We start from the raw sequence: 26,693 nt of genomic DNA on the forward strand, positions 1-26,693 counted from the left end.
CCTAGGTGCGTATCTTCATCCTTCCAGTCCGGGAATCAGGTCCCCGGGTCGACCCAAGGCGCGCGCGTGCGGCCGATCCGCATCGTCACGGTTTTCGCCTCGAGAAACTCCTCCAGTCCGTATTTGCCCAGTTCCCGCCCCTGGCCGCTTTCCTTGACGCCGCCGAAGGGCAGTTCGGCGAAGCCGTCCATCCAGGTGTTGGTCCAGACGGTCCCGGCCTGCGCACGGCGCGCAAATTCCAGACAGGTGTGAACGTTCTCGCTCCAGACACCGGCGGACAGGCCGTAGTCCGCGTCGTTGACCAGTTCGATGGCCTCGTCCGGCGTCCTGAACGTCAGGACCGTGAGTACCGGCCCGAACACTTCCTCCCGGGCAATCGGCATGTGGCTCTTGGCGTTGGCGACCACGGTCGGCTGGTAGAACTGGCCGGCGAGACCGGGAACCTCAAGGCTCCCGCCGCCGAGCCGCACATCCGCGCCCGCCTTTGCAGCGTCCCGGACATAGGCATCTATTTTCCGCTGGTGGTCGGGGGTGATGATCGCCCCGACCTTGGTCGATGGGTCCAACGGGTCACCGAAGGGAACCTTGCGTGACACCTCCACGGTGCGCGCAATGAATGCCTCGGCAATGTCCTCGTGCACGATAATTCTCGATCCGGAGTTGCAGCATTCGCCCGCATTGAAATAGACACCGAACACGACCGCATCGACGGCACTTTCCAGATCAGCATCCGGAAAGATGACCTGCGGGTTTTTTCCGCCAAGTTCGAGCGACACCTTCTTCAATGTGCCGGATGCCGCCTTGACGATGGCCTTGCCGACGCCCGTCGAGCCGGTGAAGGTGACCATGTCGACGCGCCTGTCGGCCGTCATCGCGGTGCCCACCGGATCGCCATGTCCGAGCACGATGTTGACGACGCCAGCCGGCAGGCCGGCCTCTATCAGCAATTCGCCGAGAATGACCGTGGTCGCCGGGGTCATTTCGGAGGGCTTGATGACCGCCGTGCAACCGGCGGCCAGCGCGAAGGGCAGCTTCTGGGAAACGATCAGGAACGGAAAGTTCCATGGCGTGATGATGGAGACGACGCCGACCGGTTCCTTGAGGACCAGGCCGAGAAAGTCCTTGCCCAGGGAATTGTAGCTCTCGCCGTGAAGGGTTCGGGCCAGGGACGCTGCAAAGCGCCAGATGTCGGCAGCGCCCTCGATCTCCGCCCGCGCCTGGCTGATCGGTTTGCCGGATTCCAGCGTTTCCATGAACGCGATCCGCTCGCGCTCCCGGTCGATGAGATCGGCGACCTTCAGAAGGAGCGTCGCCCGGTCCTTGCCGCTGGTCCAGGACCAGCGCCCCTTGTCAAAAGCCACCCTTGCTGCGGAAATCGCCGCATCGACGTCGCGTACGCCGCCCCGGCTCGCCCGTGTCACAAGGCTCGCATGCGAGGGCGAGACCCGGTCGAATGTCGCGCCGTCGGCGCTGTCACGCCAGCTGCCGTCGATCAGGTGACGGGCAATGAAGGGTTCGGTCGGGATCTTTGCTTCGCTGATCGAAACTACGTTGAGGTCGCTCATGGTCATTTTCCAGGGAAATTCGGTTTGCGTTTTTCACGGAAGGCGGTCACCCCCTCGGTCCGGTCCGCCGTTTGCCCGATCATGCCCGCGCCAAGGGCCTCGATCATGGCACCGCGGTCTTCATCGACGGCTGCGTGGATCATGTATTTCGCGACCTCGATGGCGCAGGATGACCGGTTCGCCTGCTCCTCCGCGATCTCGAAGGCCCTGGTGCGCGGGTCTTCCGTGATCTCCGCGCAGAACCCGGCGGCAAAGGCGCGCTCCGCCGATATCCTGCGGCCGAACAGCGCCATTTCCTTCACAAGCGGTTCGCCGAGCAGCCGGACCAGCCGCTGGGTGCCCGACCAGCCGGGCACGATGCCGACCGCAGCTTCCGGAAGGGCCAACGTTGCGCCCGGCGACATGACGCGCATGTCGGCTGTCCCGGCAAATTCCAGACCGCCGCCAAAGGCGTGACCGTTCACGGCCGCAATCGTCGGCTTGGCGAGCCGCGCCAGGCGGTCGAAGATCCGATGCCCGTAGCGCACCCAGTTGCGGGCGAATTCCCAGGGTTCCAGTTCAGACCAGGCAACAATGTCGGCACCGGCACAGAAGGCACGGCTGTCCTCGGCGCTGATGACAACGGCGCGGATGCTGTCATCCCGCAAGATCTCGGCACAATGCGGTTCGACGGCTTCGAGCATTTCGAGCGTGAAGGCGTTCAGTTTCGCGGGATTGTCCAGCCTCAGCTCGGCGACACTGCCGTGGCGGATCAGGTGCAGGGCGCTCATAGGGACAGCTCCATCGCACCTTCATTCAGCAACGATGTCGGCATCACCCGCAGGTTGCCTGCCAGCTTCACCCGACCACCGGACGCGTCGACAATGTCCTTCTGCGGGTCGATGCCCGGCATGATTTCGGTTGCCGTCAGGCCGTTTCCGGTCAGCTCGATCACGCAGCGCTCGGTGACATAGAGCACCTCCTGTCCAAGGTCCCGGGCGCGGCGTCCGGAGAAGGTGACGTGCTCGACCTCGTCGACCATCTTGGTGAACCTGCCCGGCGTCTTCACCTTGAGGGCATCGGGGGTCAGGTCGATCTCGGCACCGGCCTCGAACAGGCCGGAAAAGACGATTTTTCCGGCATTGGCGGTGATGTCGACAAAACCACCGCAGCCCGCGGTGAGGTAAGGCTTCTTGCCGAGCTTGGAGACATTGACGTTGCCCTCCAGGTCGACCTCGAGAAACGACAGGAACGAGACGTCGAAACCGCCACCCTGAAAATAGGTGAACTGCTGCGGCGACGGCATGAAGGCATCGGCATTCGACGCGCAGCCGAAGGCAAAACCCGTCAGCGGCATGCCGCCGGTCGCACCCTGCTCGATCGCCCAGGTGACGGCCTGTTCGTGGCCCGCCTCCAGCAGGACGCGGGGAACGATCGCGGAAATGCCGAAGCCGAGATTTGCCGTCTGGCCGGCGCGCAGTTCCATCGCCGCGCGCCTTGCAACAACCTTTTCCACACTGTGCTCGGCCAGGGAAAAACTGTTCCAGGGCCGCATGACTTCACCCGAAATGGCGGGATCGTAATCCGTTTCGGTGGTCTGGCGCTGGTCGGGATCGACCACGATCAGGTCGACCAGGTGACCGGGAATGCGCACGTCATGGGGCCGAAGGGATCCGCAAGCGGTGACACGCTTGACCTGGGCAATCACCAGGCCGCCATGGTTGCGCACGGCGATGGCCTGTTCGAGGCCGCCGAGATAGGCGCCCTCGTGCTCGTAGGTCAGGTTGCCGCTTTCATCCGCCGTCGTTGCACGGACGATGGCGACGTCGGGCACGATGTTCGGGAAATGCAGCCATGTCTCGCCGGCGAGTTCCAGACGGTTGACGATCGGTCTGGCCGCGGCCGCCTCGTTCATGGCGCAACCCTGGCGAACGGGATCCACAAACGTGTCGAGGCCCACCTTGGTCATTACGCCCGGACGGCGCGCCGCGACGTCGCGGTGCATGTCGAAGAGGATACCCGAAGGCACGTTGTAGGCAGCGACCCGGTTGTCGACCAGCATGCGCCAGATCTCCGGCATCGGCAGGGACGATGGTCCGGATGGGTAGGACCCGGCGATGATGGTCGACAGCAACCCGTCCTTGGCAATGTGGTCGATGCCCTTGATGCCGTACATGTCACCGGCGGCGATCGGATGCAGGGTCGTAAGGTTCCTCGGGTGCCCTTCCCGGTCGAACCTGTCGCCAATGGCTTTCAGGATCCGGTCCGGGCACCCGAGGCCGGAGGAAGAGGAAACGGTGACGACCGCACCGTCCGCGATGCGGCCGGCCGCGTCTTCCATGGAGACGATCTTGGAGACCATGGTTCAATAGCCTCCGTAGTCGACGGCAACGGCCCGGCCGCTCTGCGCGGCCTCCCGCACGGCCAGGGCAACCGCAAGCGACTTGATGCCGTCAACGCCATCCGCCGACGGAGCTCCTTTGCCCGCCACAGCGCCTCTGAAGAGGCCGAGGGCGTATTCGTAGAGATTGTGTGTCTCGAACGGGACCGCGTGCGTGCCCGCCGCATCGACCAGGGTGACCTCGCCGACCGGTTCCTGTGTCATGACGTTGCGCGCGAAGATCGATCCCCTCGTGCCATGGAACTCGATGCCGGTGCCGGCAAAGGGGTGAGTGAAGCTCTCGTGGCTCTCCACCATGACGCCAGAGGGCATCGACCAGACCGACATGACGCTGTCCTCTACCCCCTGCCCCAGGCCGGACGCGCCTGCCTTGGCGACGACGTCCAGAGGATCCTCACCCAGATGGAAGCGAACCGTGTCGGCGTCATGGACGGTGATGTCCGGAATGACGCCGCCGCCGGCGGCCGCGTCGTTGATGCGCCAGCCCCGCAGGGCCTCCGGCAGGCTGACGGCGTGAAAGACCCGTGCACTCAGAACCTGGCCGATGCGGCCCGACCGGATCAGCTCCCGGATGGCAAGGTGGGAGCCGGCATTTCGCAAATGGTGGTTGGTCGCGAAGACGACACCCTTGTCCCGTGCGGCGCGGACCATCTCGCACGCTTCGTCCAGCGTCATTGCCAGCGGCTTTTCGCACAGGACATGCTTGCCGGCCGCGATCGCCGCCAGCGCCTGCGCATGGTGTTTTTCGTTGGTCGTGGAGATGTAGACGGCATTGACGCTGTCGTCTTCAAGCAGCGTACCGAGATCGGTATAGCTCCGGTCAATACCGTGTTCGCGCGCATAGTCTTCGCCGCGGCCGGCATCCGAGCTGAGCACCGACAGGATGCTTCCACCCTGTGCCCGCATCGCATCCATCATGTAGCTCGACGCAATCCGGCTCGCGCCTATCAGAGCCCACCGCATTCTGATCTCCCAACTGCAACACTTGTTCTATCTTTTTTGGAACGTTCCAATTCTTCATTTTGATTATTGGAACGTTCCAAAATTGTCAAGAAAGGAATCTGAAAAAGTCGAGGCCGCGACGGTTCGAGGCTGCTGGGGCGGCCACGCGGCCATGCCAGCCGGTGGTGGTTTCAACGCGCGTAACGCGGAAATACCGGCTTATACCAACCGCAATTAATAGGAACCCATCTGACCGCGTTTGGAGACTGTTCGGCAAGGAGCAGATTGCAGATCGATACGGGGTATCGTCCAAAATCTGCGACGCGGCAGAACAGCCTCCAAACGCGGCCTTCGGTGGCCTGTTCCGGCCCGCCGGACGGCGTTGCGCCGCTTGAACGGCCAACCAGGCCGTCCTGCGCAACGCGCCTTGCCGGCAAACCGGAACAACGACATCAGATCGGTTCCCATTAATTGCGGTTGGTATTAAAGAAGGCTGACCGACCTGACCGGCACCTTCAGCCGCTCGGAAGCCCCGCCGATATGCGCGGCCATGGCCTTGCGCGCTCCGGCGCGGTCGCCCGCCTCGATCGACTTCAGTATCTTGAGGTGCTCGTTGCGTGTCACCTGCACGAGATCATCTCTTGTGTAGATGTTTGAGGTCACACGCGTGGTTTCCTTCAATCGGGACGATATGTAACAGATGATCCCATAGAGATAGGCATTGCCCGCCGCCTTGCCGACCGCCCGGTGAAAGGCCGCGTCGGCTTCCAGGCGGCGCTCGTCGAACTGGAAGTCACCATCGAGTTCGGCAATCGCCTTGCACATTTCCTCGATATCCAGGGACGTCCTGCGGACCGCCGCCAGACCCGCCGCCTCGATTTCCAGAAGGCCGCGCAGTTCGAACAGGTCGGCCAGGTTCCCGGATTTTCCCAGCGAATGAATGTCGACGCGAAACGTCTCCCGCTCCGAGATCGGCTTGACCACTGCGCCGCGTCCCTGGCGTGATTCCACGATCCCGTCCGAACGCAGGCGGGCGATTGCTTCACGCACCACATTCCGGCTGACACCGAACGTCCCCGCAAGCGCGTGCTCGGTCGGAAGCGTGTCCCCCGGCAACAACTCGCCGTCCGATATTTTCGCCATGATGTCGGCGGCGATCTGATCCGGCAACAGCGACGAACGCCGCACCTCCCGAAATTCCGTCATAAGCCACGCTCCTCTTGCCCTATCCCGCGGGCGTTTCTTTCTTGTCAGCGGCCCCGCGCGCAGCTCAACCCATCTAATCCTTTTGGCTAATACCGCGCGCCAATGCATGCATAGGGCAAGGCGCGGGTCTTGTCGAGCCGCGCTTTCCGTTCGGAAAGCCTTTGCGCGCGTTCAGGTCGGAATCGTTACAGTGAAAAGATAATTTCGGCGGCGCGAACCGCCGCCGAGGCCCGGTTCTCGACACCGAGTTTGACGAAGATCTGCTCCAGATGTTTGTTCACCGTACGCGGCGAAAGGCCCAGGATTTCGCCGATATCCTTGTTGGACTTGCCCTTGGAAATCCAGATCAGGACCTCTGCCTCGCGCTGGGTGAGCTCGAAGCGTTCCTGAAGCGCCTGCACCTGGCCGGCCTCGTCTTCCGCGGTGACCCGGAAGAGATTCTCGTCGGGCCCGACACGTCCAAGCGGATGCAGCTGGACGGCAAGATCCTCGGAGAGGCCAAGCATGAAGCTCTTGCGTCTTCCCTCGCCCTCGCTCACGCCCTCGAGCCAGTCACCCAGCGCCTGACCAAGCCGGAACAGGCTGGTCTCCGCGGCCCCGGTACGCGCCAGCAGATTATGGATCTGCGGTGTCGACCACAGCACCGTGCCTTCCGCCGAAACCGCAACCAGATGACGGCCGGCCGCGTCGAGCGCCACATGGGCGCTTTGAACGGAACGTGCATTTTTCAGGTGGACCCTGATCCGGGCCTTGAGTTCGTCGACATCGATCGGCTTGGTGAGAAAATCGACACCGCCGGAATCCAGCGCCTTGACGATATGCTCGGTTTCGGACAGCCCGGTCATGAAGATCACGGGGACATGCCGCAGGGCCGGATTGTCCTTGATCCGGCGGCAGGTATCGAACCCGTCCAGCCCCGGCATCACGGCATCCATCAGGATCGTGTCCGGCGTCACCCGCTCGCATATCTTCAGCGCCGCCTCGCCGCTGGTCGCGACCAGGACGGCAATGCCGGTTTTCTTCAGGGCTTCGGTGACGAACCCCAGGGTGTCCGGACTGTCGTCCACCACCAGAACCGTATCTCGGCGTTCATCCGTCATGGGTTTCCAGTCCGCTCAAGACATTTCTGTAGCCATCGAAATCAAACCGGGCGAGATGGCCTTGCAACTCCTCGATCAAGGGCCGGTTTTCCGGGGTATCCGCCAGTTCGCTCAATTTGGCCTCGATCCCTTCCACAAATCCGATATCGGCGAGGGACATCAGATCGGCTACGTGATCCGCGCCGGGAGAGCGCAGCGGAGCAGCAGGCGCAGGCGAACTTGCACGGTCATTCGCCTGTTCCGTCCAGACCACGCCCATATGCTTCTGCAACAGGTCGTAGAGCTGGCCGATGTCGAACGGCTTTGCAAGCGTTGCCGAGTGGTGGACAGGTCCGTCCGGGCGCAGGCTCTGGTCGCCGATATTGGCCGAGAGCATGATGATCGGTGCCGCAACACCGCCGTCCCGCAAGGCCTCGGCCAGCTCCCAGCCGTTCATGCCCGGCATCAGAATGTCGACCAGGTAAAGATCCGGCCCCAACGCCGCAACGCTTTCCAGACAGGCGCGGCCGCTATCGGCTTCCACCACGTCGAATCCGATGGGTTTGAGTATATCGCCCACCAGGGCGCGATGATCCGGATTGTCGTCGACCACGGCAATGGTCCGCCGCGCACCCTGATAGCCCCGGACCTGCCGCTCCAGCCTGATGGTGTCCACCGGGCGGTCCACCGCCGCCAGCATCAGGCGCACCTCGAAAGAAGCACCCTTGCCGGCTTCGCTGGACAGGGCAATCGCCCCGCCCATGGTCTCGGTCAGGAGCTTGGTGATTGTCAGACCGAGCCCCAGACCCGGCACGCGCCCGCCGCTGGCGGCACGGCTGCGCCCGAACGGTTCGAAGATCTTTGCCTGGTCCTCCAGCTCGACACCCGGTCCGCTGTCGGAAACGACAAAACTGGCCACCTGCGACCTGTAGCCGACCGCGATCGAAACCCCGCCTTCCCCGGTAAACTTGATCGCATTGGACAGCAAGTTGACGAGGATCTGGCGCAGGCGTTTTTCGTCCGTGCGCACGAACACCGGCAGGTTGGAGGCCCGCTCATAGTGGAAGCTGAGCCCTTTTGCGGCGGCCTGCATGCGAAACATGTCGACGATCTGGTCGAGAAACTCGTGAATGTTGATCTCGTTGGAATAGATCTGCAGCCGGCCCGCCTCGATCCGGGAAATGTCCAGCAGGCCGTCGATGAGACCGGACAGATGCTCGGCACTGCGCCGGATCGTGCTGATTGCCGGTTTGCGTTCGGGCGGCAGGCTCTCGTCGCGCTCCAGCACCTGGGCATATCCCATCACCGCATTGAGCGGTGTGCGAAGCTCGTGACTGAGACCGACAACGTAGCGGCTCTTGGCAAGGTTGGCCGCTTCGGCGTTTTCCTTGGCCTTTTGCAAGGCCGCGTCGGTGATCCTGTGCGCATCGATTTCCCGTTGCAGCAATGCGTTCTGCCGGGCGGACTCCTCTTCCGCCACGCGGCGCGTGTCGTGGGCCAGGACCAGGAACCAGCAGGCAATTCCCGCGACGACCGCAAAGACGAAGAAGATCAGGGCGACTGTCTGGGCAATGATGCCCGTCGGATCCCCCAGCCGGCTGGCGGCCTGGGCATAGATGATCCACAGCACGAGACCGATGCCCGTCATGGACAGGGCGGACGCGAGCGCATAACGGCCCAGCCGGGACCGAAGATAGACCAGCGCGGTTTCCGGCAGGAACCGGGAGGCAACCGTACCGACCTGGTGGGCGACGCGTGCCTTCGGCTTGCAGCTGTCGTGACAGCGCGCATCGAGGGAACAGCACAGCGAGCAGATCGGCGCCTGATAGGCCGGGCAATAGGCCATGTCCTCCGGCTCGAACGGGTTCTCGCAGATGGAACAGGCGATCTGATCCTTCGCCTGCCAACTCTGGCGCGGCTTGCGGGCAAGGTAGAACCGCCCCTTGGTCAGGTAGGCAATCACCGGCGCGGCGACGAAAGCTATGGCCATGGCCAGGAAGGTCGCCAGTGCCGCGGCGATATCGCCGAACAGCTCGAAATGTGCGGCCAGCGAGACGGTCGTCGCCAGCAGCATCGCTCCCGTGCCCACCGGATTGATGTCGTAAAGATGGGCCCGCTTGAATTCGATTCCCGGTGGAGACAGCCCGAACGGCTTGTTGATGAAGAGATCCGCCGAGATTGCAGACAGCCACGCCATGGCGACGATGGAAAAGACGCCGAGCGTCTCCTCAAGCAGGCCGTAGATGCCGAGCTCCATCAAAAGCAGCGCGATGCCGACATTGAACACGAGCCAGACCACCCGCCCCGGGTGGGAATGGGTCAGCCGGGAAAAGAAGTTCGACCAGGCGAGCGAGCCCGCATAGGCGTTCATGACATTGATCTTGAGCTGCGCCACCACCACGAAGGCGGCCATCAGCAACAGCACCACGGTTTCATTCGGGATCATGTAGCCGAAGGCAACGGCATACATGCGCGAGGGTTCGTCCGCGTGGCCGACCGGCACACCGTGCGACAACACCAGCACCGCCAGAAAGGACCCGGCGATCATCTTCGGTGCGCCGAGAACGACCCAGCCCGGCCCGGCCAGGAACAGCGCCAGGCGGTGGCGCTTGCGGGCGAAATCCTGGGCAGGCAGGAACCGAAGGAAATCGACCTGTTCGCCGATCTGCGCCATCAGCGCCAGGATCACGGCGGAGGCTGCTCCGAAGCTGATCAGGTTGATGCTGGCCCATCCGCCCTCGCTTTGACGCGGCGCCTGCGTGACCGGATCGATCCCGGTGAAACTCAGCCATGTGCCGACCGCCTGCCAGTCGGTGAAGATGATGAAAATGAATGGCAGGATGTTCAGGATGATCCAGAAAGGCTGGGTGGCAAGCTGGAACCGGCTGATCCAGGTGATCCCGTGGGTCACCAGCGGGATCACCGCCACCGCACTGATGATATAGCCAAGCCAGAGCGGCACGCCGAAGGCGAATTCGAGCGCGCTCGACATGATCGACGCCTCGATAGCGAACAGGATGAAGGTGAAGCTGGCATAGATCAGCGAGGTCACGGTCGAACCGATATAGCCGAAGCCCGCCCCCCGGGTCAGAAGATCGATGTCGACGCCGTAGCGCATGGCATAGCGGCTGATCGGCAGGCCGACGACGAGCAGGACGAGGCTGCCCACCAGGATGGCGAGAAAGGCGTTGGCGGTACCGTGCGACAGGGTGATGGCGCCGCCAATGGCTTCCAGGGCCAGGAAGGATATTGCGCCGATGGCCGTTTGCGAGATGGCACGGGAAGAGAACCGGCGCGCGCTCTTGGCGGTAAAACGCAGGGCATAGTCTTCCAGGGTCTGGTTGTTGACCCATTTGTTGTACTGGCGTCGAACCGGCAGAATGCGTTGGCGAGCCGTCACCAGCCCGCCTCACAAATAGGCATTCGCCTAATTTTTACGCACATCTTTTCAGAAAGCAAAGGAACGCCGCCCGCTACAACCTCATTCTTAACCGATAATTGCGACTGAGCAAATTTTGTGCCGGGACTTGCTCCCCTGTGCCGGGGTCCAGTCTTCCCACGTCTCCGACCAGCCGGAAGCGGCTAGAAGCGCTTGTCCGTTCTGGTCAGCTGCCAGAACTGTCCGGAGTAATTTGCACAGTTCGTGAGGTGAGGCATGTTGTTGTCCGGGCCGCCGTTGAAAATATCCAGGCACATGCCGGTACCGCGAAACTGCGTGGTCAACCGGCTCCAGCCACCTTGTTCCGTGATCTGCCACAATTGTCCGGAGTAGTTGGCGCATTGCGTAAGATGGGGCTGGTTGTTGAGCGGCCCGCCGTTAAACACGTCAAGGCACATGTTTGCGCCGCGGAACATGGTCGTAAGCCGGTAATATCCCGGGCCGGCCGCCTGCAACCGCCAATATTGTCCGCTGAAGTCCGCACAGGGCGCGAGGTGGGTCATGTTGTTCTTGTCGCCGCCGTTGAAGACATCGAGACACATGCCGCTGCCACGGAACTGGGTGGTCAGACGGTAAAAGGATTGCTGGTCGATGGACGCCGCAGCAGCCGGCAAGACTGTCGTACCAAGGGCGACGGCAGCGGTGAGAAACAAAGAAATTGAATTTGCAAAATTGCCGTGATCACGACGTCCAAACATAAGTTCCCTCACTCTTGTCTCGATGGCAATACAAGTCAGTCACTCCCGGAAATCATTTCGGAATACTGCGATTGGTACCGTCCCCCTTTTTGATCAAACCCCAAAAACACTTCAATAGCGAACGCAAAACGTTCTTCCTGGGCAGTCCGCATGACAATCAGAGCATATCTGTGAGGTGTGAAAGGCAATCTCACGCGACTTACGTCAATTGACGTATGTTGCGGCGCGGCACATCCGGCGCACGATCCTTCCCCGACAGCGGCGCTCCTTCCTGCCGCAGATCACCGGCGTGGGAACCGGTGATGTCATCAATAGGGGAACATTCATGAAAACGACTTTCACCAAACTTGCACTTGCCGGCCTGATGGCCTCCACCATGATCGGCGGCGCTGCCGCCCAGGAAGACACCATCAAGGTCGGTATCCTGCATTCGCTGTCCGGCACGATGGCGATCTCGGAAACCACGCTCAAAGACGCCATGCTGATGCTCATCGAGGAGCAGAACAAGAAGGGCGGCCTTCTCGGCAAGAAACTGGAAGCCGTCGTCGTCGACCCGGCCTCCGACTGGCCGCTGTTCGCGGAAAAGGCGCGTGAGCTGATCGAGGTCAACGGTGTTGACGCCGTCTTCGGTTGCTGGACCTCCGTGTCGCGCAAGTCCGTTCTGCCGGTCTTCGAGGAACTGAACTCGCTGCTGTTCTATCCGGTCCAGTACGAAGGCGAGGAAAGCCAGCGCAACGTCTTCTACACCGGCGCGGCGCCGAACCAGCAGGCCATTCCGGCCGTCGACTACCTGATGAACGAGGAAGGCGTCGAGCGCTGGGTCCTGGCCGGTACCGACTATGTCTATCCGCGCACGACCAACAAGATCCTGGAAGCCTACCTGAAGTCCAAGGGTGTCGCCGAAGAAGACATCATGATCAACTACACGCCGTTCGGTCATTCCGACTGGCAGACGATCGTCTCCGACATCAAGACCTTCGGCTCGGCCGGCAAGAAGACCGCCGTGGTCTCCACCATCAACGGCGACGCCAACGTTCCCTTCTACAAGGAACTCGGCAATGCCGGCATCAAGGCCGAGGACATTCCGGTCGTGGCCTTCTCCGTGGGTGAAGAGGAACTCGCCGGTCTCGACACCGCTCCGCTGGTCGGTCACCTCGCCGCCTGGAACTACTTCCAGTCCGCCGACACCGACGCCAACGCCGAGTTCATCGAAACCTGGCAGGCCTTCATCGGTGACGACGAGCGCGTGACCAACGACCCGATGGAAGCGCACTTCATCGGCTTCAACATGTGGGTCGAAGCGGTCGAGAAGGCCGGCACCACCGATCCGGACGCGGTCATCGACGCCATCGTCGGCGTCTCGGTTCCGAACCTGACCGGCGGCATGTCCGCCATGATGCCGAACCACCACATCACCAAACCGGTGCTGATCGGCGAGATCCAGGATGACGGCCAGTTCGAAACCGTCTGGGAGACCTCCGGCCTCGTCGTCGGCGACGCCTGGTCCGATTACCTGGAAGGCTCCAAGGACCTGATCTCCGATTGGCGTGCACCGCTCTCCTGCGGCAACTTCAACACCGCCACCGGCAAGTGCGGCGGCTCCGGGTCCTAAGGGAGGAACGGAGTTGGGACGGGCCTCCGGGCCCGTTCCTTTTCCCGGCTTCGAGCCGGGAAGGCCCCCCACCCCTACCCCCTCCCCACAAGGGGGAGGGGAATTCCGCCGAACCAGACCCTGCTGCCCGTTTCACATAGGCAAGGTCGCATTAGGCAGGGTGCTAAGGCAGGCAAGACCTGGTCTCCCTCCCTCTTGTGGGGAGGGGTTAGGGGTGGGGGTTCATTGCAAATGAAAGCCGCCAACAGGCGGCCGAAATCTTCCAATCCTCAAGGCGGACACGATGTCCCTGGCAAGACCATTACTTCTTTTCTTCGCGCTGATTACCAGCGTTGTTGCGGGGCCAGCCCTCGCCCAGTCCGATCCGGAAAGCCTGCGCCCGCTGATCAACGAGCTGGCGGAAGGCAAATACGACCAGACGCAGAAACAGATCGAAGCACTGGCCGCCACCGGTGACCCGATTGTCGCGCCCGCGCTCGAGGCGCTCGGTGAAGGCGATCTCTATTTCCGCAAATCCGACGGGGCAGTGTTCATCACGAAGAAGGAGGGCAAAGGCTACGCGCTGACCGACCCTCTGACGCTGGAAGCCGCCGGTGAAGCCGGCCGGCGCGAGGTCAAGAAGATCAAGGTCAACAACCGGCTGCGCCGGGTAATCCGCTCCGCACTCGGCTCGCTGACCCTGATGGCACCGGACCCTGCCGTGCGCCGCCAGGCGGCCGAAGCCATTTTCAAGGCGCAGGATCCGGACGGCATCGAGGCGCTCGACGCCGCACTGGCCGCCGAAACGGATGACAGTGTGCGCAAGGTCATGGAAGAAGCCCGTGCCGCGGCGGTTCTCAATTCCGACATGGACGAGGCGCAAAAGCTGGACGCGGTCCAGACCCTGTCCGACATGGGCAACCGGGACGCGCTGTCACTCCTGCTCGGTGTGCAATCCTCCACCGAAGGCGCCGTGCGCGACGCCGCCACGCAGGCGATCGCCAAGATCGAGAAGTCCATCGCCGCCTGGGATGCGGCACAGAATATCTGGTACGGCCTGTCGCTCGGCTCCGTCCTGCTGCTGGCCGCCATCGGTCTGGCCATCACCTTCGGCGTCATGGGCGTCATCAACATGGCCCATGGCGAGATGGTCATGATCGGCGCCTACACAACATTCGTGGTGCAGGAACTGATCCGCACCTCCGCGCCGGGCCTGTTCGAATACTCCCTGTTCATCGCCCTGCCGCTGGCCTTCCTTGCCTCCGGCCTTGTCGGCGTTGCCATCGAGCGCGGCGTCATCCGCTGGCTTTACGGCCGGCCGCTGGAAACGCTGCTGGCCACCTGGGGCATTTCCCTGGTCCTGCAGCAGGCGGTGCGCTCGCTGTTCGGCCCCACAAACCGCGAGGTCGGCAATCCGGACTGGATGTCCGGCGCCTTCGAGATCGGCCAGATGACGATCACCTATAACCGCATGTGGATCATCGTCTTTGCGATGCTGGTCTTTGCCGGACTGATGCTGGTCCTGAAGAAGACCCCCTTCGGGCTCTACACGAGGGCCGTCACCCAGAACCGGCGCATGGCCGCCTCCATGGGCATCCGCACGCCCTGGGTCGATGCCCTCACCTTCGGGCTCGGCTCGGGCATTGCCGGCATTGCCGGCGTGGCGCTCAGCCAGATCGACAACGTCTCGCCGAACCTCGGCCAGGGCTACATCATCGACAGTTTCATGGTCGTGGTCTTCGGCGGGGTCGGAAATCTCTGGGGCACGCTTGTCGGTGCAATGACGCTCGGCGTGGTCAACAAGTTCCTTGAGCCCTATGCCGGTGCGGTGCTCGGCAAGATCTTCGTGCTCGTGTTCATCATTCTCTTTATCCAGAAGCGTCCGAGGGGGCTGTTCGCCCTCAAGGGCCGGGCAGTCGAAGCATGATGTCGTCCTTCCTTTTCCGCGCCATGGATGCCCGGGCCGGGGTTTTTCTCGCCCTCATGGCCGCCGTGATCATCCTCGTGCCGGCCGGCAACCTGCTGGTTCCGGAAGGATCGGCCTTCCACGTGCCGACCTATGCCGTCACGCTGATGGGCAAGTACCTGACCTATGCGCTGCTGGCGCTGGCGGTCGACCTTGTCTGGGGCTATTGCGGCATTCTCTCGCTCGGGCACGCGGCGTTCTTTGCGCTCGGCGGCTATGCCATGGGCATGTACCTGATGCGCCAGATCGGCACGCGCGGTGTCTATGGCGACCCGATCCTGCCGGATTTCATGGTGTTCCTGAACTGGCAGGAACTGCCCTGGTACTGGTACGGCTTCGACATGTTCTGGTTCGCGGCCCTGATGGTGCTGCTGGTGCCGGGTCTGCTCGCCTTCGTCTTTGGCTGGTTTGCTTTCCGCTCGCGCGTCACCGGAGTCTATCTCTCGATCATTACCCAGGCGCTGACCTATGCCCTGCTGCTGGCCTTCTTCCGCAATGACATGGGATTTGGCGGCAACAACGGCCTGACCGATTTCAAGGACATCCTCGGCTTCGACATTCAGGCCGACACGACCCGCGCCGGCCTGTTCGCAGCCTCGGGCCTGGCGCTGGTCGTGTGTTTCGTGATCTGCCGCGCGATCACGCGCTCCAAGCTGGGCAAGGTGCTGGTGGCGGTACGCGATGCTGAAAGCCGGACACGCTTCCTCGGCTACCGGGTCGAACATTACAAGCTGTTCGTATGGACGCTGTCCGCCATGATGGCCGGCATCGCCGGGGCGCTCTACGTGCCCCAGGTCGGCATCATCAATCCGGGCGAGTTCGCACCGGCCAACTCCATCGAGGTCGTGATCTGGGTGGCAGTCGGCGGCCGCGGCACGCTTGTCGGCGCCGTTCTTGGCGCGGTTCTGGTGAACTTCGCCAAGACCTGGTTCACCGCCGCCCTGCCGGACATCTGGCTGTTCGCGCTCGGGGGATTGTTCGTATTCGTCACCCTGTTCCTGCCAAAGGGTATCCTGGGCACTTTCAGCCAGGGCTGGACGGCCCTGCGCCAGCGCAAGGTATCGGCGGCCTACGAGGCAGGTTCTGACGAACCGCCCGCGCCGCCGCAATCACCCGCCTCACCGGCGAATGTCAGCCCGAAACCTTCCGCCTCGACCGTTCCGGCCGACGCCGAACCCCAGCCAGCGGAGTAAGCAGATGGCCAGAGCCACAAGCCTATTGTATCTCGACGGCGTGTCTGTCTCCTTTGACGGCTTCAAGGCGCTGAACGACCTGTCGCTGACGATTGCCCCCGGCGAGATGCGCGCCATCATCGGCCCGAACGGCGCCGGCAAGACCACGATGATGGACGTCATCACCGGCAAGACCCGGCCCGACACCGGAGAGGTCTTTTTCAACGGCACCGTCGACCTGACCGGCGAAGACGAGGCCTCGATCGCCGAACTCGGTATCGGCCGCAAGTTCCAGAAGCCGACCGTGTTCGAAAGCCACACGGTGCAGGACAACCTGGAACTGGCCCTCAAGGCCCCGCGCGGGCCTTTCGCCACCCTCTTTCACGTGATCGCGCAGGCTGAAAAGAAACGCCTCGACTATCTGCTCGACCTGATCCGGCTGGGGCCGAAACGGGGTGAGCTGGCCGCCAACCTGAGCCACGGCCAGAAGCAGTGGCTGGAAATCGGCATGCTGCTCGCCCAGGATCCGAAATTGCTGCTGGTCGACGAACCCGCCGCCGGCATGACCGATGCGGAGACCGCCGAAACCGCCGAACTCTTGAAGGATATTGCCAATGATCACTCGGTCGTCGTGGTCGAGCACGACATGGTGTTTGTGCGTTCCCTGGGTGTCAAGGTTACGGTCCTCCACGAAGGCTCGGTCCTCGCAGAAGGCTCGCTCGACCATGTGTCCGCCGACGAGCGGGTTGTCGAAGTTTATCTGGGACGGTGAAGAATGCTGCAAGTAGACAACATCGATCTGCACTACGGCGCGGCCCAGGCGCTGAAAAAGGTTTCGCTCTCCGCCGAAGTGGGCAAGGTGACCTGCCTGATGGGCCGAAACGGGGTCGGCAAGACCTCGACCTTGCGCGCCGTCGCCGGCCAGCACGGCATCAGCTCGGGCAAGATCCTCTGGGACGGCGAGGATATCTCCGCCCTCCCCGCCCATGCCCGCGCCAAGAAGGGCATCGCCATCGTGCCCCAGGGCCGGGAAATCTTTTCCCTTCTGACGGTCAAGGAAAACCTGGAAACCGGCTACGCCCCGATCGCGCGCAAGGACCGTTTCGTTCCGGAGACGATTTTCGAACTGTTTCCGGTGCTGAAGGACATGCTCTCGCGCCGCGGCGGCGACCTCTCCGGCGGCCAGCAGCAGCAACTGGCCATTGCCCGCGCACTGGTCACCCGGCCGAAGCTTCTTGTCCTGGACGAGCCGACCGAAGGCATCCAGCCGTCGATCATCAAGGACATCGGCCGGGCCATTTCCTGGCTGCGCGACCAGGGCACCATGGCGATCGTCCTGGTGGAGCAGTATTTCGAATTTGCCCGCGATCTCGCCGACGACTACGCCGTCATGGACCGGGGCGAGATCGTGCTTTCGGGCCGCGGCGCGGACCTGTCGGAGACGGAAGTCCGGCGGTTCTTGACGGTTTGATCCGGTGACCAAGCAAACTTCCGCGTCATCCTGAGGAGGACCGCAAGGTCCGTCTCGAAGGATCGGCCGCTTGCTCCGGAATGTGTTGCGGATCCTTCGAGACGGCGCTTCGCGCCTCCTCAGGATGACGCAGTCCTACTTGACCCTGTCCGGGATTTGACGTGCGGTCCGTGATTGATAGGGTGCGGGCAAATCACCCGCCTCTTTTCAACCACTCCGGATTCCCATGCCTCTTTCCCAAGACGCCATCGCTGCCATAACCTCCGCTGTTGACGCGCAGTTTGAAAACCAGGTCGCTTTCCTGCAGGAGATCGTCCGCGCGCCGTCCCTGCGCGGCGAGGAGGCAGGTGTCCAGAGGATCGTTTCCGGGGCGCTGAAGGAACGAGGCTACGAGGTCGAGACCTATCCGCTCGACGTCGCCGCCCTGAAGGAGCACCCGGCTGGGTCCCCGGCAACAATCGACTATGCCGATACATTCAACGTCTCGGGCAGAAAGGCACCCGCCGCTTCGTCCGGCCGCTCGCTGATCCTGAACGCCCATGTCGATGTGGTACCGACCGCGAAACCGGATTGCTGGACCCGGCCGCCCTTTTCCGCCAGCCGCGAGGGTGACTGGCTGTTCGGCCGCGGTGCCGGAGACATGAAGGCGGGTCTTTCCGCCAATCTCTTCGCGGTGGCGGCCATCGAGGCTGCAGGCTTCAAGCTTCAGGCACCGCTGGAATTCCAGTCGGTCATCGACGAGGAAGTCACCGGCAACGGTACCGCCGCCGCCATCCTGCGCGGTGCGACCGCGGATGCGGTATTGATCCCCGAACCGACCGACGAAGAACTCACCTTCGCCAACTCCGGTGTCATCAAGTTCCGCATCACCGTCCAGGGCGTGCCTGCCCATCCGCGCGAACCGGAATCCGGCCTCAGTGCCATCGAGGCGGCCTATCTGGTGATCCAGGAGCTCAAGGTTCTGGAAGCGCGCTGGAACGCGGAAAAGCTCGATCACCCGGGTTTCGACCAGCTCGCGAATCCGGCCAGTCTCAATATCGGCACGATCTCGGGTGGGGAATGGCCGGCCTCCATTCCGTTCGAGTGCCGTTTCGAGGGCCGGATCGGCTTCTATCCGGGGGACCGGCCGGCAGACCGCATGGCGGCCCTTGAAAAAATGCTGTCTGAAATCGGGTCCCTGGATCCGCGTCTCGAGCAAGCCAATCCAAGGCTGGAATGGATAGGCACCTGCCAGGCCGGGTATCGACTTGAAGCAGGAACCGACGCCGAAGCGGTGCTGGCATCGGCGCACGGCGCCGTGACCGGTGCATCGCTCAACCGTTCGATCATGGCCTGCTACCTCGACGCCGCGCTCTACATGAACCATTGCGGCATTCCTTCACTGACCTACGGCCCGCTGACGAAGAACATTCACGGCATCGACGAATGCGTGAACCTGCCGTCCCTCAAACGGGTCACGCAGACGATCGCGCTGTTTGCGGCTGCGTGGTGCGGCATCGCGCCGGCTTAACCCGCCCTGAGATGCCGCCTCTCGTGTCACCGCGACCGTCCATAGCCATGTAAACGTCCCAAAACCGGACGCGGCAAATTGACGGCCCGGCCGACTTCGGGTCTGGTCTTTTCGAACCCGGGGATGTAATCCGGGCACACTTCGACAGCCTCGCGGCGACCGGCATCTGCCGGCATGACGCCCAGAAGCAGGAACTTTAGAATGCGCGTTGCAATGATTGGTACCGGCTATGTCGGTCTGGTATCGGGAACATGTTTTGCAGATTTCGGCCACGTGGTGACTTGCATCGACAAGGACGCAGCGAAGATCGATGCCCTCAACGACGGCCAGATCCCGATCTACGAGCCCGGCCTGCAGGACCTCGTTGCGAAGAATGTCGACGAGGAACGGCTCTTTTTCACCACCGACCCGACCGACGCGATCCGGCAGGCCGACGCCGTGTTCATTGCGGTCGGCACACCGACACGCCGCGGCGACGGTCACGCGGACCTGTCCTATGTCTACGCGGCGGCGGAGGAAATTGCCGGGCTTCTGGACGGTTTTACAGTCATCGTGAACAAGTCGACCGTCCCCGTCGGAACCGGCGATGAAGTTGAAGCCATCATAGCCAAGACAAATCCGACTGCCGATTTCGCGGTTGTCTCCAATCCGGAATTCCTGCGCGAAGGTGCGGCCATCAACGATTTCAAGCGCCCCGACCGGGTGGTTGTCGGGACGGAAGACGACAGGGCCATCGAGGTGATGCAGGAGCTCTACAGGCCGCTTTATCTCAACGAAACGCCCATCATCGTGACCCGCCGGCGCACGTCGGAACTGATCAAATATGCCGCCAATGCCTTCCTGGCCGTCAAGATCACCTTCATCAACGAAATCGCGGACCTGTGCGAAAAGGTCGGTGCGAACGTCCAGGAAGTGTCCCGCGGCATCGGCCTGGACAACCGGATCGGCGGCAAGTTCCTGCATGCCGGTCCCGGCTATGGCGGTTCCTGCTTCCCGAAGGATACGCTGGCTCTCTCCAAGATCGCGGCCGACGCAAATTCCGACCTGAAGATCGTCGACAGCGTCATCGAGGTGAATGCCGCCCGCAAGAAGAAGATGGCCGACAAGGTCATAGATTTCCTGGGCGGCGACGTCCAAGGCAAAACCATCGCGCTCCTGGGCCTTGCCTTTAAACCGAACACCGACGACATGCGCGAGGCGCCCAGCATCGACATTGTCGAAAAACTTCAGGCTGCCGGCGCCAAAATCCGGGCCTACGACCCGGCCAGCATGGAAGAAGCCGAGAAGGTGATGTCGGACGTCCTGTTCTGCGACGGCCCCTACCATGCGATCGAAAATGCGGACGTGGTTGTAATCGTCACCGAGTGGGACCAGTTCCGCGCTCTTGATCTGAATCGGGTCAAGACGCTGGTCAATGCACCGAAGGTGGTCGACCTGCGCAACATCTACAAGCTGGACTACATGACTGCCCAGGGCTTTGAGTATACCAGCGTCGGCCGCAGCTACTGACAACCACCTTAACGCGCATCACAACCACTTTTGCAACGCCGGGCTGAACAGGCCCGGCGTTCTGCTTTTCAGATTACCAAAATTTCACATCACATTTTCTTCGGGCACGTTGCCCCTCCCCCTTGGTCATGGTATCCAAATCCTTAATAAGCAACAATTTTCCGGACTTCGTTAACCATTCGTTAACGAAAACATGGCGCGGTTCAGCGCGGCCGGATATCATGCAACTTGTTAGAACCCCTTTTGTGAATCATTACGGGTTGAGGCTGGCGCAACGTGGCAAACGAAACTGTTTCTTACGACGCTCACGACCACGGCCATAACGCCATCAGGCTCCCGGGCAACGTCTGGCACGGTCAGGATCTGACCGTTCAGGATGTGCCGGCAGCACGGCGAGTGCGTCGGCTCCGCCTGGCGCGGCTGCTGAACGGTGGACTGAAAAAAACGCTCGACATAACAGGCGCAACGGCGGGCATGATCCTGCTTCTTCCCCTTCTGGTTGCAGTTTCAATTGCGATCAAGACAACCAGCCGCGGCCCGGTGCTGTTCCGCCAGCAGAGATACGGACGCAATGGCGAGCTGTTCACGGTGCTCAAGTTCAGGACCATGCATGTCGAGCGCTGCGATGCCTCCGGCGTTGCCCAGACCGTGGAGAACGACCCCCGCCTGACGGCGGTCGGCGCTTTCCTGCGCAAGAGCAATTTCGACGAGTTGCCGCAGCTGATAAACGTTCTGAAGGGAGACATGTCGCTGGTCGGTCCCAGGCCACATGTGCCGGGCATGCTTGCGTCCGGCGTGCCCTACGAAATCTTCGACCCGAGATACATGGACCGTCACGCGGTGCTTCCGGGAATAACCGGGCTGGCCCAGGTAAAGGGCTTCCGCGGAGAAACCAGGGACTCCTACGCGGCACGCATGCGGCTGGAATATGATCTCGCCTATGTTCGCAGGCAATCCGTCCTGCTGGACGTCAAGATCATATCCGTCACCCTCATGAAAGAGTTCTTCATGGGCAACGGTTACTGACCGGCCTGTTCCAGCATGAAGGGAAGGCCGTGCCCGCGTTCCGTCCCGATCGCGTCAAGGCGACCCGCACAAGCTCGCCAGCCGCCGCAGCGCCAACAGGTATCCTTCGACACCACACCCAGCGATGACCCCGTCCGCGCGCGCGGACACATAGGAATGGTGGCGAAAATTCTCACGCTTGTGAATGTTCGAAATGTGAACCTCGATCACGGGGCCGTCGAAGGCATTGAGGGCATCCAGAAGCGCCACCGAGGTGTGCGAATAGGCCGCCGGGTTGATGACGATGCCCGCAGCGGTTTCTCTCGCCTCATGCACCCAATCGATCAGGTCGTGCTCGGCATTGCTCTGGCGGAAGACAATGTTCAGCCCAAGTTCGCTGCCCCCTTCCTCGCACAAGCCGCAGACGTCATCCAGGGTCTGCCGGCCATAGATTTCCGGCTCTCTCAGTCCGAGCAGATTGAGATTCGGTCCGTTCAGAACGTAGATCGAAAGCGCCATGCAGAAATCCCCCGTGTTGCCTTGGCAACATCCTGTGTCATTGCGTTTTCTACCAAGATTCTCGCGGTTTATCAGCAAAACGCTGTGGACGGCTTCCGGACGCGGCGCAAGCGCCGGAGCGCGCCCTTGCGCTGAACGTCTTTACGCATTATTAACGATGAATATCCAGGGCAAGAGAATGACGGCTCAACGGGAAATCATGGTAAAGCGGGAACGGCTGGACACACTCGAAGCACTGATGGCAGCGGTTGAGGGATACCAGCACTTGCCGCTCGACGTGCTTTCGCAGTTCCTGCTGGACCACTATACCGTCGACCTGGATGTCCTGGCGCAATTTGCCGAAACATCCGACAGTTCCGGCGCCACCGCGCAGAACGGCTCCTCGTTCCACGAAGACGCGCGGTCAAGCGCGCAGTCCGCAGCCTGAGACTTTCCGGAATTTTCTGGAGCTTACCCGATCGCGGTGAGACTTCCGTCGCCGCCTTCCTGACTGGGAGGTTGACCGGGACCGCCTTGCCAGATTTTCTGGCGGTTACGGATTTCTCGCGGCGCGGGTCCGAAATAGGTGGCCGTCTTGATGAAATCGCGCGGATGCAGGATCACGCTCGAAACCCTCTGATACAGAGACTTGGCTGAAATCGGCTTTGACAGCAACTCATGCACCCCAAGCCGCCGCGCTTCCACGATCCGGCTTCTTTCCGTATGCGCTGTCACCATGATGATCGGGATGTAGGCGAAGGGGTTGTTCGGGCTCCGGATCATGCGCACCATGTCGGCGCCATCCAGGATGGGCATGACCCAGTCGAGGATAAGAATGTCCGGGTTTGCGCGGTCCATGGCCTCAAGCCCGGACGCCCCGTCTTCGGCCTCGACAATACGGCGCGCGCCGAACCCCTGCAGCATGGTGCGCAGGATCGTCCGCATATAGGCACTGTCTTCGACCAGCAAGAATGTCAGCGAGGCAAGATCGAGGCTCACCTAGTCCTCCATGTTTCAGCCCAGTCTTGTCATGAAAGTCTGAATAATGAGTTAGCCCGGACAACGGCCGACAGGCCCGGCCCCTCGAAACCGGACCTTTCGTGACCTCGGCCAGACACGACACCTTGCGCGAAAACTTCGGAATACAGGAATTGATTTCATGCCTTGGTAATATTGCGGCGAATTAATCTTTTGCAGCCGGCCAAATTAACGGGACTTTCAAAACTGGCGCCCATCTTGTTGCAAAGAGAACAAACACCACGAGAAGCCTTTGCCAACGACTGTAAGAGCCATGTCCCGGGAACCTGACCCTTTCGGGGAAGACAAACCGCTCCCTCACGAGCCCCAGATGTCCGACCCGCGCGTCAATGGTCGCCTGCGCGACAATGTTCTTCTGCTCGCCGGTGTCGGCCTGGTGCTGCTCGCCACCGGAATGGCCCTCTCCAACATCCTGTCTTAAGGCAGCGGCGATATCTGTCTCCCGGCCGCAGACAAATAGCTCGCCTCCATCAGACCTTCGCCCTTGCGCTGAACAGCGCCACGCATCCGATCAGCTCGATCCGAACATCCTCGAATCGTGACGTCAGGGCCTTCTCCAGCTCTTCGCGGGTGTCGTGTTCATTGGAGAACACCCCCTTGGAATTGTAGACCGCCATCAGCTTCCGCGCGGCCCAGGATCGCGGCACGTCGCCTTGCAGGATCGTCGACCCGAAGACGGTGCCGCCCGGTGCGAGGTGAGGACGGAGATGGTCAAACAGGACCGTCTTTTCCCCCATGGTTCCCGGCAGGCAATGGAAGACGTAATTCAGACCGATGGACTGGAAGGTGCCGAGCGTCTCCGGCCAGGGGACCAGTGCGTCGGCCTGAACGGTCCGAGGCTTGTAGCGGCTGATCCGGGCCACGGCCGTTGCCAGGCATTCCGCGTTCGGATCGAGCAACGTTATGGTCGGCTGCGCCACCGGAAAGGTGGCCTTGTCGAGGAAATAACCGGTGCCGACACCGATATCGAGATGGTCTGCAGACAGGTGCCTGGAATAGAGATCGACGAGGTTCCCGCTCGGACAGCGCCATATGAGGCTGTTTGAAAAGCCGAGCACCAGGGCGTCATAGACGGCAAGGGACTTTCTTGAATAAACCGCGTAGCCCGGCTTGTGCGCTTCGGGAAACTGCTCCATGGCCTCGACCTCGCAAAAATGACAGTGCCTCCCGCTAGGGGGCCTTTGCGGCACTGTCAAGGCGCACCTGCCACCGGTCCGGCTTCAGTCCGGGAGATCATCGTCGTCCAGAATGCGCCACTTGGCCCCCTCAAGGTCGTCATACTGGCCGCTCTTCAGGGACCAGAGAAAGGCCCCCAGGCCAAGCGCGCCCAGCAGAAGCGCGATCGGTATCAGGAAGATCAGGACATCCATGGTCGTTACCCTTTCACCGCTGCCGTTTCGTTGGTTTCCGCCGGCCGGGCGGCTTCAGGGCGGCTCTCGCCCCAGCGCAGCTTCAGGGCATTGGCGGTGACCGCCAGGGACGACGCCGACATGGCGACGGCGGCCATCAGGGGCGTGACGAAACCGGCAACCGCTATCGGCACGGCTATGACATTGTAAACCGCCGAGATCCAGAGGTTCTGTTCGATGGCCGCGCGTGCGCGTTTCGACAGGCTCAGCGCGTCGGCGACGGGCTGCAGCCTGTCGCCCAGAAACACGGCATCGGCCGCGGCCTGGCTGAGGTGAACCGCCGAAACCGGAGACAGCGAAACATGAGCCCCGGCCAATGCCGGCGCATCGTTGAGCCCATCTCCCACCATCAGCACCTTGCGCCCCTGCCGCTGCAATTCCTCAAGCCGGGCGATCTTCTGGGCAGGTTTCATGCCGGACTGCCAGGAGGAGACGCCCAGGGTATGCGCACAGTCTGCGACGGCGGGGCGGGTGTCGCCCGAAAGGATCTCCAGTTCAAACCCCTTCGCCTTCAACGCGCCGACAACCGCCTTTGCGTCGGGACGCAGGCGCTGACGGAAAGCCAGCAGGCGCACCGGGCGGTCCCCGAAGCGGATCGCCAGCAGCGAAGCGCCGGGCGCCCGTTCCAGGGCGTTGTCGATCTGGTCCTGCAATGCACCACAATAGAGAGGACTGCCAAGACGCAGGCGTTCACCGCCAATGTCGGTTTCAAGGCCTGCTCCGGAAACTTCCGTGACCTCAGGCAACGGCGTCAGGGCGCCCGTCGCCCTGACCAGGGCCATCGACAGGGGATGCCGGCTGGCAAGCGCCAGGCGCCCGGCAAGGGCAATGTCCTCTGACTGGGGATCGATGTCACCGCAAAGGTCGGGTTCGGCCAGCGTCAGCGTCCCGGTCTTGTCGAACAGGATGGTGTCGATTTCCGCAAGCCGCTCAATCGCGTCCCCGGAGTTCAGCAATACGCCGCGCCGGAACAACTGACCAGAAGCCACGACCTGGACTGCCGGAACAGCGAGCCCCAGGGCACAGGGACAGGTGATGATCAGCACCGAAATGGAAATGACCAGAGCCGGTTGCCATTCCAGACCGGCGAGCAGCCACCCGAGAAAGGTGAGTGCGGCGGCACCATGGACCAGGGGCGCGTAGAGCCGGGCGGCGCGGTCCGCGATACGAACATATTTCGACTTCGCCTGCGAGGCGGCCTCAAGCAACCGGTTGACCTCGTCGAGCAGTGTCGCGCCGGAGGCGGCCTCAACCAGCACCTGCAGAGCCCCTGCCCCGTTCAGTGTGCCGGCATAGACCCGCTGGCCGGAGGTGACGGGCACCAGCACGCTTTCGCCCGTGACAAGGCTCTGGTCGATCTCCGATGTTCCGGTCTGCACAACCCCGTCGACGGGTACGCGCTCGCCGCCAGAGACCAGAACGAGGTCGCCCGTTGCGATCTTCGAAAGCGGCACCTCGCGCACGCTGCCATCACCGTTGATACGCGCTGCGACTTCCGCCTTGAGCGCGGCGATGTTTTCGGCGAATGACCGTGTGCGGCCCTTCATGTTGTGGTCGAGATAGCGGCCGACCAGCAGGAAGAACAGCAGCATCACCGCGGATTCGAAATAGGCGTGATGCTGGTGCTGGATCGTCTGCACGACCGAGAGGGCCACGGCGAGGAAAACGCCGATCACGATCGGCACGTCCATATTGAGCCGTCCCGCCGCAAGGGCCCGGAAAGCGCTGGAAACGAAGGGCCGGCCCGAATAGGCAACCGTCGGCAACGCGATCAGGGCGGACAGCCAGTGGAAGAAGTCCCGGGTTTCCGGAGTGATGTCAGTGGCGTTGCCCGACCACACGGAGACCGACAGGAGCATGATGTTCATGCCCGCGAAACCGGCCACCGCCAGGCAGCGCAGGAGCTGCTTGCCGGTGTTGTCCTGGCGCTGTTTCTGGCTTGCCGGATCAAAGGGATGCGCGGTGTAGCCGAGCCGGGTGAGTTCGGCGACGATCTCGTCGGCGCCCGTCTCATCCTCGACCCAGTCGACGGCGAGACGCTGGCTGGTCAGGTTGACGCGGGCCGTGCGAATACCGGGAAGCCGTTTCAGGCCGCGCTCGATCTCGCCCATGCAGGCGGCACAGGTGATGCCGTCGACGGCAAGATCCATGTGGACCGCGCCGTCCTTGCCGGGTGTTACAAAGGCCTGCCAGTCGCGCTGATGTGCCGTCACCG

22 protein-coding genes are annotated in these 26,693 nt (G+C 62.3%); 9 read left to right on the top strand and 13 right to left on the bottom strand.

Translation table 11 applies throughout. The features are described 5' to 3' along the window. Positions 1 to 35: 35 nt before the first annotated feature. From O6760_RS29855 to O6760_RS29890, 8 genes are all read right to left on the bottom strand, one after another. Complete coding sequence (locus O6760_RS29855; RefSeq protein WP_269583290.1) at positions 36 to 1,565, bottom strand: aldehyde dehydrogenase family protein; 1,530 nt, start codon at positions 1,563 to 1,565, stop codon at positions 36 to 38. 2 nt (positions 1,566 to 1,567) lie between these two features. Then, on the bottom strand, positions 1,568 to 2,335 hold the full coding sequence (locus O6760_RS29860) for an enoyl-CoA hydratase/isomerase family protein (RefSeq protein ID WP_269583291.1): 768 nt from the start codon (positions 2,333 to 2,335) through the stop codon (positions 1,568 to 1,570). Then, positions 2,332 to 3,906, bottom strand: a complete 1,575-nt coding sequence (locus O6760_RS29865) for an acyl CoA:acetate/3-ketoacid CoA transferase (protein WP_269583292.1) — start codon at positions 3,904 to 3,906, stop codon at positions 2,332 to 2,334. The genes O6760_RS29860 and O6760_RS29865 overlap by 4 nt, the downstream gene beginning before the upstream one ends. A gap of 3 nt (positions 3,907 to 3,909) precedes the next feature. After that, complete coding sequence (locus O6760_RS29870; RefSeq protein ID WP_269583293.1) at positions 3,910 to 4,908, bottom strand: Gfo/Idh/MocA family protein; 999 nt, start codon at positions 4,906 to 4,908, stop codon at positions 3,910 to 3,912. Between the two features lie 462 nt (positions 4,909 to 5,370). Continuing rightward, positions 5,371 to 6,093 carry a FadR/GntR family transcriptional regulator gene (locus tag O6760_RS29875; protein ID WP_269583294.1) on the bottom strand — a complete coding sequence of 241 codons (723 nt, stop codon included), beginning with the start codon at positions 6,091 to 6,093 and terminating at the stop codon, positions 5,371 to 5,373. Between the two features lie 185 nt (positions 6,094 to 6,278). Beyond that, on the bottom strand, positions 6,279 to 7,193 hold the full coding sequence (locus tag O6760_RS29880; protein ID WP_269583295.1) for a response regulator transcription factor: 915 nt from the start codon (positions 7,191 to 7,193) through the stop codon (positions 6,279 to 6,281). Beyond that, positions 7,183 to 10,572, bottom strand: a complete 3,390-nt coding sequence (locus tag O6760_RS29885) for a hybrid sensor histidine kinase/response regulator (protein ID WP_269583296.1) — start codon at positions 10,570 to 10,572, stop codon at positions 7,183 to 7,185. The genes O6760_RS29880 and O6760_RS29885 overlap by 11 nt, the downstream gene beginning before the upstream one ends. A 182-nt stretch (positions 10,573 to 10,754) precedes the next feature. Beyond that, the gene (locus tag O6760_RS29890) at positions 10,755 to 11,225 is read right to left on the bottom strand and encodes an RICIN domain-containing protein (protein WP_269583297.1); all 471 of its coding nucleotides are present in this window, start codon (positions 11,223 to 11,225) and stop codon (positions 10,755 to 10,757) included. 409 nt (positions 11,226 to 11,634) lie between these two features. On the opposite strand from O6760_RS29890, the gene urtA reads away from it, so the two are divergent. The 8 genes from urtA (at position 11,635) to O6760_RS29930 (ending at position 21,554) form a co-directional block, all read left to right on the top strand. Next, positions 11,635 to 12,921: an urea ABC transporter substrate-binding protein gene (gene urtA / locus O6760_RS29895; protein ID WP_269583298.1), complete on the top strand. Its 1,287-nt coding sequence runs from the start codon at positions 11,635 to 11,637 to the stop codon at positions 12,919 to 12,921. Positions 12,922 to 13,204: 283 nt separating this feature from the next. Then, positions 13,205 to 14,827 (top strand): urea ABC transporter permease subunit UrtB, encoded by a 1,623-nt coding sequence (gene urtB / locus O6760_RS29900; RefSeq protein WP_269583299.1) that lies wholly within the window; start codon positions 13,205 to 13,207, stop codon positions 14,825 to 14,827. Further along, on the top strand, positions 14,824 to 16,059 hold the full coding sequence (gene urtC / locus O6760_RS29905) for an urea ABC transporter permease subunit UrtC (protein WP_269583300.1): 1,236 nt from the start codon (positions 14,824 to 14,826) through the stop codon (positions 16,057 to 16,059). The genes urtB and urtC overlap by 4 nt, the downstream gene beginning before the upstream one ends. Positions 16,060 to 16,063: 4 nt before the next feature. Continuing rightward, positions 16,064 to 16,810: an urea ABC transporter ATP-binding protein UrtD gene (urtD, locus tag O6760_RS29910; RefSeq protein WP_269583301.1), complete on the top strand. Its 747-nt coding sequence runs from the start codon at positions 16,064 to 16,066 to the stop codon at positions 16,808 to 16,810. 3 nt (positions 16,811 to 16,813) lie between these two features. After that, complete coding sequence (gene urtE / locus O6760_RS29915) at positions 16,814 to 17,509, top strand: urea ABC transporter ATP-binding subunit UrtE (protein WP_269583302.1); 696 nt, start codon at positions 16,814 to 16,816, stop codon at positions 17,507 to 17,509. 226 nt (positions 17,510 to 17,735) lie between these two features. Next, positions 17,736 to 19,019: an ArgE/DapE family deacylase gene (locus O6760_RS29920; RefSeq protein WP_269583303.1), complete on the top strand. Its 1,284-nt coding sequence runs from the start codon at positions 17,736 to 17,738 to the stop codon at positions 19,017 to 19,019. 201 nt (positions 19,020 to 19,220) lie between these two features. Continuing rightward, a complete protein-coding gene (locus O6760_RS29925; RefSeq protein WP_269583304.1) occupies positions 19,221 to 20,528 on the top strand; it encodes a UDP-glucose dehydrogenase family protein in 1,308 nt (435 codons plus the stop codon). A gap of 276 nt (positions 20,529 to 20,804) precedes the next feature. Then, positions 20,805 to 21,554 carry a sugar transferase gene (locus tag O6760_RS29930; RefSeq protein WP_269583305.1) on the top strand — a complete coding sequence of 250 codons (750 nt, stop codon included), beginning with the start codon at positions 20,805 to 20,807 and terminating at the stop codon, positions 21,552 to 21,554. Between the two features lie 54 nt (positions 21,555 to 21,608). Here O6760_RS29930 and aroQ read toward each other — a convergent pair whose 3' ends face one another. Then, a complete protein-coding gene (gene aroQ / locus O6760_RS29935) occupies positions 21,609 to 22,052 on the bottom strand; it encodes a type II 3-dehydroquinate dehydratase (RefSeq protein ID WP_269583306.1) in 444 nt (147 codons plus the stop codon). A gap of 178 nt (positions 22,053 to 22,230) precedes the next feature. Here aroQ and O6760_RS29940 point away from each other — a divergent pair, with 178 nt between their 5' ends. Beyond that, entirely contained in the window at positions 22,231 to 22,479 is a 249-nt protein-coding gene (locus O6760_RS29940) for a hypothetical protein (protein WP_269583307.1), read from the top strand. Between the two features lie 23 nt (positions 22,480 to 22,502). On the opposite strand, the gene O6760_RS29945 is transcribed toward O6760_RS29940, so the two are convergent. The 4 genes from O6760_RS29945 to O6760_RS29960 form a co-directional block, all read right to left on the bottom strand. Then, positions 22,503 to 22,976 carry a response regulator gene (locus tag O6760_RS29945; RefSeq protein WP_269586382.1) on the bottom strand — a complete coding sequence of 158 codons (474 nt, stop codon included), beginning with the start codon at positions 22,974 to 22,976 and terminating at the stop codon, positions 22,503 to 22,505. Between the two features lie 563 nt (positions 22,977 to 23,539). Further along, a complete protein-coding gene (locus O6760_RS29950) occupies positions 23,540 to 24,205 on the bottom strand; it encodes a class I SAM-dependent methyltransferase (protein WP_269583308.1) in 666 nt (221 codons plus the stop codon). An 84-nt stretch (positions 24,206 to 24,289) separates the two neighbouring features. Further along, positions 24,290 to 24,439, bottom strand: a complete 150-nt coding sequence (gene ccoS / locus O6760_RS29955; protein WP_269583309.1) for a cbb3-type cytochrome oxidase assembly protein CcoS — start codon at positions 24,437 to 24,439, stop codon at positions 24,290 to 24,292. 5 nt (positions 24,440 to 24,444) lie between these two features. Next, a complete protein-coding gene (locus tag O6760_RS29960) occupies positions 24,445 to 26,691 on the bottom strand; it encodes a cation-translocating P-type ATPase (RefSeq protein WP_269583310.1) in 2,247 nt (748 codons plus the stop codon). Positions 26,692 to 26,693: the final 2 nt, after the last annotated feature.

The sequence above is a fragment of the Roseibium sp. Sym1 genome, assembly GCF_027359675.1.
Lineage (GTDB): Bacteria > Pseudomonadota > Alphaproteobacteria > Rhizobiales > Stappiaceae > Roseibium.

Bases quoted from the DNA above. Each gene is read 5' to 3' on its own strand.
- O6760_RS29920 (WP_269583303.1), top strand. From the start codon at position 17,736: ATGCCTCTTTCCCAAGACGCCATCGCTGCCATAACCTCCGCTGTTGAC.
- O6760_RS29880 (WP_269583295.1), bottom strand. From the start codon at position 7,193: ATGACGGATGAACGCCGAGATACGGTTCTGGTGGTGGACGACAGTCCG.
- ccoS (WP_269583309.1), bottom strand. From the start codon at position 24,439: ATGGATGTCCTGATCTTCCTGATACCGATCGCGCTTCTGCTGGGCGCG.
- O6760_RS29875 (WP_269583294.1), bottom strand. From the start codon at position 6,093: ATGACGGAATTTCGGGAGGTGCGGCGTTCGTCGCTGTTGCCGGATCAG.
- aroQ (WP_269583306.1), bottom strand. From the start codon at position 22,052: ATGGCGCTTTCGATCTACGTTCTGAACGGACCGAATCTCAATCTGCTC.
- O6760_RS29945 (WP_269586382.1), bottom strand. From the start codon at position 22,976: ATGCGGACGATCCTGCGCACCATGCTGCAGGGGTTCGGCGCGCGCCGT.
- O6760_RS29950 (WP_269583308.1), bottom strand. From the start codon at position 24,205: ATGGAGCAGTTTCCCGAAGCGCACAAGCCGGGCTACGCGGTTTATTCA.
- O6760_RS29925 (WP_269583304.1), top strand. From the start codon at position 19,221: ATGCGCGTTGCAATGATTGGTACCGGCTATGTCGGTCTGGTATCGGGA.
- urtA (WP_269583298.1), top strand. From the start codon at position 11,635: ATGAAAACGACTTTCACCAAACTTGCACTTGCCGGCCTGATGGCCTCC.
- O6760_RS29940 (WP_269583307.1), top strand. From the start codon at position 22,231: ATGACGGCTCAACGGGAAATCATGGTAAAGCGGGAACGGCTGGACACA.
- urtD (WP_269583301.1), top strand. From the start codon at position 16,064: ATGGCCAGAGCCACAAGCCTATTGTATCTCGACGGCGTGTCTGTCTCC.
- urtB (WP_269583299.1), top strand. From the start codon at position 13,205: ATGTCCCTGGCAAGACCATTACTTCTTTTCTTCGCGCTGATTACCAGC.
- urtC (WP_269583300.1), top strand. From the start codon at position 14,824: ATGATGTCGTCCTTCCTTTTCCGCGCCATGGATGCCCGGGCCGGGGTT.
- urtE (WP_269583302.1), top strand. From the start codon at position 16,814: ATGCTGCAAGTAGACAACATCGATCTGCACTACGGCGCGGCCCAGGCG.
- O6760_RS29870 (WP_269583293.1), bottom strand. From the start codon at position 4,908: ATGCGGTGGGCTCTGATAGGCGCGAGCCGGATTGCGTCGAGCTACATG.
- O6760_RS29860 (WP_269583291.1), bottom strand. From the start codon at position 2,335: ATGAGCGCCCTGCACCTGATCCGCCACGGCAGTGTCGCCGAGCTGAGG.
- O6760_RS29855 (WP_269583290.1), bottom strand. From the start codon at position 1,565: ATGAGCGACCTCAACGTAGTTTCGATCAGCGAAGCAAAGATCCCGACC.
- O6760_RS29865 (WP_269583292.1), bottom strand. From the start codon at position 3,906: ATGGTCTCCAAGATCGTCTCCATGGAAGACGCGGCCGGCCGCATCGCG.